Genomic DNA, 11,160 nt, shown 5'->3' on the forward strand with positions numbered 1-11,160 from the left:
GACACCGTGGCTATCAGGCACGGGCAGCATGGAGATTGCCGCTATGAGCGAGAGTGTATTTGCCGATCGCATCGTGCAGAACCTGCTCGACACCGACTTCTACAAATTGACCATGATGCAGGCGGTGCTGCACAACTACCCCAACGTCGAAGTCGAATGGGAATTCCGCTGCCGCAACAGTGAGGATCTGCGCCCATACCTCAACGAAATTCGTCACCAGATCGAACGCCTGTGCGAACTGAGCATGACTCAGGACCAGCTGGGGTTTCTGGAACGCATCACCTTTATGAAGCCCGACTTCATCCGCTTTTTGGGGCTGTTTCGCTTCAATATGCGCTATGTACACACCGGCATCGAAAACGGCGAACTGGTTATCCGCCTGCGCGGGCCGTGGCTGCATGTGATCCTGTTTGAAGTGCCGTTACTGGCGATTGTCAGCGAAGTACGCAACCGTTCGCGCTATGCCGATACCGTGCTGTCACAGGCCCGGGAGCAGCTGTATCGCAAGTTTGACTGGCTGCAGGCCAATGCCAGCGCTGAAGAGTTGTCTGAACTGCAAGTCGCCGATTTCGGCACTCGTCGACGGTTTTCGTACCGCGTGCAAGAAGAAGTCGTCAGTGTGCTCAAGCACGACTTCCCAGGGCGCTTTGTCGGCACCAGCAACGTCAACCTGTCCCGCGAGCTGGACATGAAGCCGCTGGGGACCATGGCCCACGAATGGATCATGGCCCACCAGCAACTGGGCCCACGGCTGATCGACAGCCAGAGTGCCGCGCTCGACTGCTGGGTGCGCGAGTACCGCGGCTTGCTGGGCATCGCGCTGACGGACTGCATTACTACCGATGCCTTCCTGAAAGATTTCGATCTGTACTTTGCCAAGCTGTTCGACGGCCTGCGCCACGACTCCGGCGACCCTGTGGGGTGGGCCGAAAAATGCATAGCTCATTACCACAAGCTGGGCATCGACCCCATGAGCAAGACTCTGGTGTTCTCCGACAGCCTGACCCTGCCCCGGGCGCTGGAGATTTTCCGGTCACTGCGCGGCCGGATCAACGTCAGCTTCGGTATCGGGACTAACCTGACCTGCGACATTCCGGGGGTTGAGCCAATGAGCATCGTGCTTAAAATGAACGCCTGCAATGGCTCGCCGGTGGCCAAGATTTCCGATGAACCGGGCAAAACCCATTGCTCCGACCCCAATTTCGCCGCCTATTTACGCCACGTTTTCCAAGTTCCTGAACATTCTCCCAAGGAGTGAATCATGCAGGCCGTACAGCGTCAGATTGCTGCAGACCTCAAGGTCCAGCCGCCGTTCAAAGACACCGCAGCCCTTGAGGCCGAGATTGCCCGGCGTATCACTTTCATTCAGTGCTGCCTGCACAACGCCAGGCTCAAGACCCTGGTACTGGGCATCAGCGGCGGGGTCGACTCCCTGACCGCAGGCCTGATGGCCCAACGTGCGGTGCAGCAATTGCGCGAACAGACCGGTGACCAGGCTTATCGCTTTATTGCCGTGCGCCTGCCTTACGGTGTGCAGCATGACGAAGCGGACGCCACGGCGGCGGTCGACTTTATCAACCCGGACGAGCGCCAGACCGTGAACATCGGCCCTGCGGTCAAGGCCCTGGCGGCTGAAGTGACCGCGTTTGAAGGCAAGCCTGCCACCACCGTGGACTTTGTACTGGGTAACACCAAGGCGCGTATGCGCATGGTGGCGCAATACACTATTGCCGGGGCGACTGGCGGACTGGTGATCGGTACCGACCATGCCGCCGAGGCGGTAATGGGCTTCTTCACCAAGTTCGGTGATGGTTCCTGTGATCTGGCGCCGCTCAGCGGGCTGGTGAAAAATCAGGTGCGGGCCATTGCGCGGCATTTTGGTGCGCCGGAATCGCTGGTGGAGAAAGTCCCGACTGCCGACCTCGAAGACCTGGAGCCCGGCAAACCGGACGAAGCGTCCCACGGCGTGACCTATGCCGAGATCGATGCCTTTTTGCATGGCGAGCCGGTGAGCGAAGAAGCGTTCAATATCATCTGCAAGACGTACGAAAAGACCCACCACAAGCGTGAGATGCCGTTCGCGCCTTGAGCCCGTGCGTACCTCTCCCGGAGGGAGAGGGAGCAGACCGCACGCGGTTTCAAGAACACCATCAATCCGTCCCCTCTCCCTCCGGGAGAGGGCTAGGGTGAGGGGCTTTTTCCTTCCCGGAAAAAACGGAATGAACCCCGCAATTTTTTTCGCTTGTGGCCGCAACGGCCAAAGGCTTTGATAGACGTCTATTTCGTCGCCAGAGCCCTGCCCCATGCCTGCTTTCGATGCTTTGTTCTCCCTTGTCGATTCCGTGCTCGGCCAACCGGCCACCGCCTGGTTGCGTGAGCATGTCGAAGTGCCTGAAGGGCTGCTGCGCTTCAACTGGCATGAACAGGCACTGCACCGGGTGTGGCTCGCCGAAGCACTGAACCTGTGCCTGCTGCACAAACTGGTGGAAGCCGTGCCTGAAGGCCGACGCTATGTACAGGAACAGGAACAGGCACAGCATGGCCGCAAGGTAGTGTTCGACCATGGCGCCCTCCGTACGGTGGACTGGCCTGCCAACGGCGAACTGCCCCGCGGCCGCCAGGCATTTGCCCGTTTGCTGGAGCCACTGGGCTTTACCGATGTGCGAACCTACCCGCTGACCAAGCTGAACATGACCGGCTGGGGATACCGACAAATGGATCTGCCCGAAGACATCGCCCAGTTCTTTGTCTCGGAACTGCACCCCGGCCGCTTCAGCGAGGCTTTTCAACAGGCCGTCAGCCGCGTGGTCGGTTCCAGCCTTGACCCGCTGCAGGCCCAACACCACAGCATCCTCAAGACCCTGAGCCTCACCCGCCACTGCAGCCTGAGCCAGGCGCAGGCCCTGTTGCCAGGGCTGTATCAAGCATTCGGCCGGCAGCATGGCGTGGTACAGGAAACGGACTACCACTGCCTCCTCGCTGAAAGCGCCGAGATGGCCTGGATCGCAACCGAGGGCAACAGCTTCAACCATCTGACCGATCGCGTGCCGGACCTCGAAGCCTGTGTGGCGCAACAACGTGACTTGCAACGGCCCCTGAAAGACAGCATCGAAGTGTCCGCCTCGGGGCGGGTGATGCAAACCGCCTATCGCGCCAACACGGTCAGCCGCGGCCTGGTCGATGCTGCCGGGGTGTACCGCGAGCACGCAGTGCCGGGGTCATTTGTGGAGTTCATCCAACGCAAGATCGACCCTGATACCGGCCGCATCGATCTGAACTTCGACAGCAGCAACGCCCAGGGCATTTTCAAGATGACCGACTCCAGGGCCTGAACGCAAACAGCCCTGACGGCGCAGGGCACGTCAGGGCTGTTAAGGGCTTGGGTGGTGTTATTTAAGAACCACAGCGCCTTTCATCATCGAGTTGTGGCCCGGGAAGGTGCAGAAGAATTCATATTCTTCGCCCGCTTTCAGCTTGGCCACATCGAAGGTCACGGAATCTTTCTCACCGGCGCCAATCACTTTGGTGTGGGCGATGATGCGCTCATCACCGTCCTTGAGATAGTTTTTGTCCAGGCCAGCGGCAATGCCGTCGGTAGAAACTGCCTGCATGTCTGCCTTTTTGCTCAAGACCCAGTTATGACCCATGACGTTTTTCGGCAGATTGCCGGAGTGCGTCAGGTTAACGGTGAAGGTCTTGCAGGATTTGTCGATGACGATCTCTTTGGTGTTGTAAGACATTTGGTCAGTCGAATCGACAGTTACAGCGCACTCAGCCGCCAGCAAATGGCCGCTGGCCAGAGTCAAAAGGGATACCGCAACAACTTTGGCAAACATGGTGTATCTCCAAGGCAGGGTATGGGGAAGCAAAAATCTGTATACAGATTGCCTGAAAATTGTATCGATTCATATGATCTGCGTCATGGTCTATCGCCACAATCGACACAATCCATCCCAGAATGGACTTCAGGCTTATAACCTTAGGCCATCATTTTGAATTTTGGGGGAATAAGTAACTAGATTTAATCCACAACCGGCTTTTGCGTGGGTGTAGAGTCGTATTTTTAGCGCAATGTGCAACCTTGCAAAAACCCAGCTAACGGCTAAGCACTAATACAGGGCAGAATACGCGCCGCTCAACCTCACCTTCGACCCCAAGAGGATCGCCCATGGCCAAACCAAACTATAACTTCGCTAAGCGTCAAAGAGACTTGGCTAAAGAGCAGAAGAAAGAGGAAAAGGCTGCCCGCAAGAAAGCGGCTGCTGAAGGCGGTACTGTTGATACCGAGCTGGACCACGAAGTCGACAGCGAAAGTGAAGACGCCGCAGAAGATACCGGCGCACCAGAAGACAAAGCTCCAACTGCTTGACCCCCTCGGCCCGGTTATCCACAACCCGGCCCACAGGATCTGTGATCAGGATCAGCAGCCCGCCTGCTGATCCTCGCAGTTAGCCTGAACGCCCTCAGACGCTTCCAACCTCATTCCCTTACTCCGCGACAGCAAACAGCCTACAAACCCGTGGCAGGCCTCTCAGCGCGCAGAAAGCACAACGCCAGCCCTGAGGCTGGCGTTGATTTACTGCAATTTACGCAAAACCGTAGCAGCTGCCGAAGGAACACTGCAACTGTGGGAGCGAGCCTGCTCGCGAAGGTCGTTCGCGAGCAGGCTCGCTCCCACAATAGGGCTTGACCTGCAACAGAGTATCTACAAGGGCAGGCTTAGCGCGGCACTACCGGCTTGCGGGCCGGGCGCTGGCTCTTGCCGCCCTTGGCTGCTTCCTGGCGCTCCTTGGCAGCCTGCTTGTTGCGGGCAAACGCAGCAGCCTTGGCCTGTTCACGCTTGTCCCACGGGTTGCCACCATCACTGGCACGCGGCGGCAGGCCAGTGTGCTGGGTCAGGATCTTGGTGGTCTTCTCACCCGCGACCTTGTGGCTACCGGCAGGCGTCGAGTTTTTGCGACGGGCACTCTGGTAACTGTCGGTCGCCGGCTGATGCAACGGGATCAACTGGTCCTTGCCCGAACCGATCAGGTCGGCACGGCCCATGCGGGTCAGCGCCTCACGCAGCATCGGCCAGCCTTTCGGGTCGTGGTAGCGCAGGAACGCCTTGTGCAGGCGGCGCTGCTCCTCGCTCTTGACGATGGTCACCGAGTCGCTCTTGTACGTGACCTTGCGCAGCGGGTTCTTGCCCGAGTGGTACATCGCGGTGGCGGTAGCCATCGGCGACGGGTAGAACGCCTGCACCTGGTCGGCACGGAAACCGTTGGTCTTGAGCCAGATGGCCAGGTTCATCATGTCTTCGTCTTTAGTGCCGGGGTGAGCGGCAATGAAGTACGGGATCAGGTACTGCTCTTTGCCTGCTTCCTTGGTGTACTTCTCGAACATGCGCTTGAACTTGTCATAGCTGCCAATGCCCGGCTTCATCATCTGGTTGAGCGGACCTTCCTCGGTGTGTTCCGGGGCGATCTTCAGGTAACCACCGACGTGGTGGGTGACCAGTTCCTTCACGTATTCCGGCGACTCGACGGCAAGGTCGTAACGCAGACCGGAAGCGATCAGGATTTTCTTCACACCGGGCAAGGCACGGGCGCTGCGGTACAGCTGAATCAGCGACGAGTGGTCGGTGTTCAGGTTCGGGCAGATGCCCGGGAATACGCATGACGGCTTGCGGCAGGCAGATTCAATTTCCGGCGTTTTGCAGGCGATGCGGTACATGTTCGCGGTCGGGCCGCCAAGGTCGGAAATAACCCCGGTAAAGCCTGGCACCTTGTCGCGGATCTCTTCGATTTCGCGAATGATCGACTCTTCGGAGCGGTTCTGGATGATGCGGCCTTCGTGCTCGGTAATCGAGCAGAAGGTGCAACCACCAAAGCAGCCACGCATGATGTTCACCGAGAAACGGATCATGTCGTAGGCCGGGATTTTTTCCTTGCCGTACGCAGGATGGGGAATACGTGCGTAAGGCATGCCAAACACGTAGTCCATTTCTTCAGTGGTCATCGGGATCGGTGGCGGGTTGAACCATACATCCACTTCGCCGTGCTTTTGCACCAGCGCACGGGCGTTGCCCGGGTTGGTTTCAAGGTGCAGCACGCGGTTGGCGTGGGCATACAGCACCGCATCAGCACGTACTTTCTCGACCGATGGCAGACGGATGACCGTCTTGTCACGGGTCATGCGCGGGCTGGCCAGGATCTGCACGACCTTGGCTTCGTTCGGGTCTTCAACCGGGCCCTTTTCCTGCTCGATGGCGCAGGCCTGGGTGTCCTGGGTGTTGACGTACGGGTTGATGATCTTGTCGATCTTGCCCGGACGGTCAATACGCGTGGAGTCGACTTCATACCAGTCTTTTGGCGTATCGCGACGAATGAACGCGGTGCCGCGCACATCGGTGATGTCTTCGACTTTGTGGCCGTAGGACAGACGCTGGGCCACTTCGACGATGGCGCGCTCGGCGTTGCCGTACAACAGGATATCGGCACAGGCGTCGATCAGGATCGAATTGCGTACGCGGTCCTGCCAGTAGTCGTAATGCGCGATACGGCGCAACGAAGCTTCGATACCGCCGAGTACGATCGGTACGTTTTTGTAGGCTTCCTTGCAGCGCTGGCTGTACACCAGACTGGCGCGATCCGGACGTTTGCCTGCCATGCCACCGGGGGTGTAGGCGTCATCGGAACGGATCTTTTTGTCAGCGGTGTAGCGGTTGATCATCGAGTCCATGTTGCCGGCGGCAACGCCGAAGAACAGGTTCGGCTCGCCCAGCTTCATAAAGTCGTCTTTGGACTGCCAGTTCGGCTGGGCAATGATGCCCACACGGAAACCCTGGGACTCCAACAAGCGACCAATGATGGCCATACCAAATGACGGGTGATCGACATAGGCATCACCCGTCACGATGATGATGTCGCATGAATCCCAGCCAAGCTGATCCATCTCCTCCCTGCTCATGGGCAGGAATGGTGCTGGGCCGAAACATTCGGCCCAGTACTTCGGATAGTCAAATAGAGGCTTGGCTGATTGCATGTCGATGACCGGTGTTGAGTGCAAAAAAGGGGGCGCGGCATTTACTAAGAAATTCGCGGGCGCGGAATATAGCACAAAAAATGACCAATTCCGACGGCAATGGTCGGAATTGATTGGCGCAGGCATATTGTCTGTGGGAGCGAGCTTGCTCGCGATTCAGGCGGCGCGATCTATCTGATTGACCGCGTCGATGCTATCGCTGGCAGGCCAGCTCCCACAGAAGCCGGACAGGTTAATCGTCGTCGAAGTTGTAACTGCCTGGCGCCAGGTTTTCGAAGCGCGTGTATTTGCCGATAAACGCCAGGCGCGTGGTGCCGATCGGGCCGTTACGCTGCTTGCCGATAATGATCTCGGCAATGCCCTTGTGCTCGGTCTCGGGGTGGTACACCTCGTCCCGGTACACGAACATGATGACGTCGGCGTCCTGCTCGATGGCTCCGGATTCACGCAAGTCGGAGTTGATCGGGCGCTTGTTGGGCCGCTGCTCCAGGGAACGGTTGAGCTGTGAGAGCGCGACTACCGGGCAGTTGAATTCCTTGGCCAGCGCCTTGAGGGAGCGGGAAATCTCGGAGATTTCGTTGGTACGGTTGTCACCGCCGGAACCCGGGATCTGCATCAATTGCAGGTAGTCGATCATGATCAAGCCGATATCGCCGTGCTCACGCACCAGTCGCCGGGTACGGGCGCGCATTTCCGATGGGCTGATGCCCGCGGTATCGTCGATAAACAGTTTACGGTCATTGAGCAGGTTGACCGCCGAAGTCAGGCGCGGCCAATCGTCGTCTTCGAGGCGACCGGCCCGGACCTTGGTCTGGTCGATGCGACCCAGCGATGACAGCATACGCATGATCAGCGATTCACCTGGCATCTCGAGAGAGTAAACCAGTACCGCTTTCTCGCTGCGCAATACGGCGTTTTCAACCAGGTTCATCGCAAAGGTGGTTTTACCCATCGATGGACGACCGGCGACGATAATCAAGTCCGCAGGCTGCAAGCCGCTGGTCATGCCATCGAGGTCGGTGTAACCGGTGGACAGGCCGGTGATGGCGTTGTCGGTGTTGAACAGCGTGTCGATACGGTCGATGGCTTTGGTCAACAGATCATTGACGCTCACCGGGCCACCGGTTTTTGGCCGGGCCTCGGCAATGGCAAAGATCTGGCGCTCGGCCTCATCGAGGATTTCTTCGGCGCTGCGCCCTTCCGGGTTGAATGCACTGTCGGCGATTTCGGTGCTGATACCGATAAGCTGACGCAACGTCGCACGCTGACGCACGATCTGGGCGTAGGCCTTGATGTTGGCGACCGACGGCGTATTTTTTGCCAGTTCACCGAGGTAGCCCAGGCCGCCCACCTGCGAAGTCTGACCTTCCTTGTCCAGTTGCTCGGCAAGGGTCACGACGTCAATCGGGGAGTTCTGGTCTGCCAGCTTGGCTATGGCGCGGAAGATCAGGCGGTGGTCATGTCGATAAAAATCACCGTCCGAAACCTGATCCAGCACGCGTTCCCAGGCGTTGTTGTCCAGCATCAAACCACCGAGCACAGCCTGTTCGGCCTCGATGGAATGCGGAGGCACCTTCAGGGCTGCGGTTTGTAGATCGTATTGCTCAGGAGCGGAGATATCGTTCATGGCCACTTGGAATTAGTTTGAAAATCAGGATCTGCAGAAAGACAAAGGGCACGACCTGTAAACAGGATCGTGCCCGATGTTAACCGTCCGGCACACAAGGTGCCAGTCAGTTAAGACTGCTTAAGCAGCTACCACAACAACGCGTACGGTTGCTTCAACTTCGGCGTGCAGGTGCACAGCCACGTCGAATTCGCCAACGTTGCGGATAGTGCCGTTCGGCAGACGAACTTCGCTTTTTGCAACTTCAACGCCGGAGGCGGTCAGTGCATCAGCGATGTCGTGAGTGCCGATCGAGCCGAACAGCTTGCCTTCGTCGCCAGCGGTGGCAGTGATAGTCACTTCCAGCTCAGCCAGTTGGGCAGCGCGTGTTTCAGCCGAAGCTTTTTTATCTGCAGCAGCTTGTTCCAGCTCAGCACGACGCTCTTCAAACGCAGCCAGGTTGGCAGCGGTTGCAGCGGTAGCTTTGCCGTACGGCAGCAGGTAGTTACGACCGTAACCGGCCTTAACATTTACTTTGTCGCCCAGGTTGCCCAGGTTCGCGACTTTTTCCAGAAGGATCAGTTGCATGTGAAAATCCTCTTAACTTTTAACCTTCACCGTCCGCAGAGTCTTTATCGGTGCCTTTCGGCGCCAGACGTCCGCGAAAATCAATCAGGCTGTCGACAATGGCCAAGACCACGAGCAACGGATAGATCAGCTGCATAAACAGCAACAGCGTGACGTACAACCCCACCAGCCAGAACTTGGCCAGTCGCTTTTGCGCCACCAGCCCATGAATCAGGGCCAGCCCGGCGAAGAACAACGCTACGCTGCACAACGGCGTAAGCATGGCCATTTCGGGACCGAAGTTCGGCCCTACAAGCATGCACGCCAGCAATACGAGCGCTGGTCCCAGCGGTAGGCGGATGCTGCGAAATTCGCTGGCAAAACCACCCGGGTTATACAACAACGCCTGCCAATAACGCCCAAGTATCAGGCTCAGCACGCTGACGACCTGCATCAAAGCTGCAATCAAACCGGTGAGGACGGGTGCAATCAGTGCTCCAAGGCGCGCTCGCTCTACGTCAGATAACTTGTCGTAGAGACCATTGAGGACCTGCGGCAGAAGTTTTTCCAACTCCTGCGCCATCGCACCAATGGGTTCGCGGAAAACCGTACCCAGGACCACGCCATACACCACACCCAACGCTACGCTGACCAGCAGCACGCGATTCCAGGACTGACCGGCGCGTAACATCAACGCCAGCCCCAGAGTTCCCAGCAGCACCATAAGGGTGCGGGGCTCTCCGATAAACCACCAGACCAAGGCCGGCAGTAACGCCCATGAGAGAATGCTCAAGGCATCTCTCGGACCGCGCCGCAGAAGCACCAGGCTACCTGCAGCAGCACTCAACCAGAACAAGAACGGCAATGCCGCACATCCGGCCACGATTAACGTGGCCTGCACACGGCCTCGCATGATGAACTCAGCTAAGGCGCGCATGCTTTCAATCCTTTACTACTTGTCGACTGCCCGGTCTCAGCGGCCGTGGCTGTCGGTGTAGGCCAGCAGGGCCAGGAAGCGGGCGCGCTTGATAGCGGTGGCCAGCTGACGCTGATAACGAGCTTTAGTACCGGTGATACGGCTTGGAACAATTTTGCCGGTCTCGGATACGTAAGCTTTCAGAGTGTTGAGATCCTTGTAATCGATCTCTTTCACTTCTTCTGCGGTGAAGCGGCAGAATTTACGACGACGGAAGAAACGTGCCATGTAATTGGCTCCTCAAAAGGTCCGTGGATTACTCGTCAGCGTTATCGCTGGCGTCGCTGTTATCGCTGTCATCGCCATCGGCGCTGTCAGAATGCTCAGGACGGTCACGACGCTCACGGCGCTCACTGCGGTTCTCTTCAGCCTTGAGCATCTCGGACTGGCCAGTTACGGCTTCGTCGCGACGGATGACCAGGTTACGGATCACAGCATCGTTGTAACGGAAGTTGTCTTCCAGCTCAGCCAGGGCTTTGCCAGTGCACTCAACGTTCAGCATCACGTAGTGAGCCTTGTGAACATTGTTGATTGCGTAGGCCAGTTGACGACGGCCCCAATCTTCCAGACGGTGGATTTTGCCGCCGTCTTCTTCGATCAGCTTGGTGTAACGCTCTACCATGCCGCCGACTTGTTCGCTTTGATCCGGGTGGACCAAAAAGATGATTTCGTAATGACGCATGAATGCTCCTTACGGGTTGTAGCCTGCCGCTAACTAAAAAGCGGTCAGACAAGGAGTGAATGACACTTGTGTGTCTTGCCTAGAGAGGCACATATGCGCCCGCCATGACGGCAAGGGGCGCAATTGTAGAGAAGGGACAACAGAGGCGCAAGGCAATTGGTGATTATTTGAACAATCTTTACTTGTATACGCCACAAACCAATGTGGGAGCGGGCTGGCTCGCGATGGCATCGCTGCGGTCATCCAGAGACACCGCGTGATACGCATCGCGAGCAAGCCCGCTCCCACATTTAACAGCCAGCC

The 11,160-nt window shown here is 57.8% G+C and carries 11 protein-coding genes; 4 read left to right on the forward strand and 7 right to left on the reverse strand.

Translation table 11 applies throughout. The features are described from left to right. The first annotated feature begins 43 nt into the window (after positions 1–43). From pncB to V6L81_RS00795, 3 genes are all read left to right on the forward strand, one after another. Positions 44–1,258: a nicotinate phosphoribosyltransferase gene (gene pncB, locus V6L81_RS00785; RefSeq protein ID WP_338660412.1), complete on the forward strand. Its 1,215-nt coding sequence runs from the start codon at positions 44–46 to the stop codon at positions 1,256–1,258. Between the two features lie 3 nt (positions 1,259–1,261). Then, the gene (nadE, locus tag V6L81_RS00790) at positions 1,262–2,089 is read left to right on the forward strand and encodes an ammonia-dependent NAD(+) synthetase (RefSeq protein ID WP_095020790.1); all 828 of its coding nucleotides are present in this window, start codon (positions 1,262–1,264) and stop codon (positions 2,087–2,089) included. A 214-nt stretch (positions 2,090–2,303) separates the two neighbouring features. Next, positions 2,304–3,332 carry a DUF1338 domain-containing protein gene (locus V6L81_RS00795; protein ID WP_338660413.1) on the forward strand — a complete coding sequence of 343 codons (1,029 nt, stop codon included), beginning with the start codon at positions 2,304–2,306 and terminating at the stop codon, positions 3,330–3,332. A gap of 57 nt (positions 3,333–3,389) precedes the next feature. On the opposite strand, the gene azu is transcribed toward V6L81_RS00795, so the two are convergent. After that, on the reverse strand, positions 3,390–3,836 hold the full coding sequence (gene azu / locus V6L81_RS00800) for an azurin (protein ID WP_095000969.1): 447 nt from the start codon (positions 3,834–3,836) through the stop codon (positions 3,390–3,392). A 332-nt stretch (positions 3,837–4,168) separates the two neighbouring features. Between azu and V6L81_RS00805 the strand changes: the two genes are divergently transcribed. Then, a complete protein-coding gene (locus V6L81_RS00805; protein ID WP_095000968.1) occupies positions 4,169–4,369 on the forward strand; it encodes a hypothetical protein in 201 nt (66 codons plus the stop codon). A gap of 350 nt (positions 4,370–4,719) precedes the next feature. Here the strand turns inward: V6L81_RS00805 and V6L81_RS00810 are convergent, their stop codons facing one another. The 6 genes from V6L81_RS00810 to rpsF all read right to left on the reverse strand — a co-directional run bounded on the left by V6L81_RS00810 (position 4,720) and on the right by rpsF (position 10,857). After that, entirely contained in the window at positions 4,720–7,026 is a 2,307-nt protein-coding gene (locus V6L81_RS00810; protein WP_095000967.1) for a YgiQ family radical SAM protein, read from the reverse strand. 232 nt (positions 7,027–7,258) lie between these two features. Beyond that, entirely contained in the window at positions 7,259–8,653 is a 1,395-nt protein-coding gene (dnaB, locus tag V6L81_RS00815; RefSeq protein ID WP_016783319.1) for a replicative DNA helicase, read from the reverse strand. A 120-nt stretch (positions 8,654–8,773) separates the two neighbouring features. Continuing rightward, positions 8,774–9,220, reverse strand: coding sequence for a 50S ribosomal protein L9 (gene rplI / locus V6L81_RS00820; protein WP_003439047.1), 447 nt, complete (start codon positions 9,218–9,220; stop codon positions 8,774–8,776). Between the two features lie 19 nt (positions 9,221–9,239). Further along, complete coding sequence (locus tag V6L81_RS00825; RefSeq protein WP_095000965.1) at positions 9,240–10,136, reverse strand: hypothetical protein; 897 nt, start codon at positions 10,134–10,136, stop codon at positions 9,240–9,242. Positions 10,137–10,172: 36 nt separating this feature from the next. Then, positions 10,173–10,403: a 30S ribosomal protein S18 gene (gene rpsR, locus V6L81_RS00830; protein ID WP_003171373.1), complete on the reverse strand. Its 231-nt coding sequence runs from the start codon at positions 10,401–10,403 to the stop codon at positions 10,173–10,175. A gap of 28 nt (positions 10,404–10,431) precedes the next feature. Next, entirely contained in the window at positions 10,432–10,857 is a 426-nt protein-coding gene (gene rpsF, locus V6L81_RS00835) for a 30S ribosomal protein S6 (RefSeq protein WP_003439045.1), read from the reverse strand. Positions 10,858–11,160: the final 303 nt, after the last annotated feature.

The sequence above is a fragment of the Pseudomonas bubulae genome (assembly GCF_037023725.1).
Lineage (GTDB): Bacteria > Pseudomonadota > Gammaproteobacteria > Pseudomonadales > Pseudomonadaceae > Aquipseudomonas > Aquipseudomonas bubulae.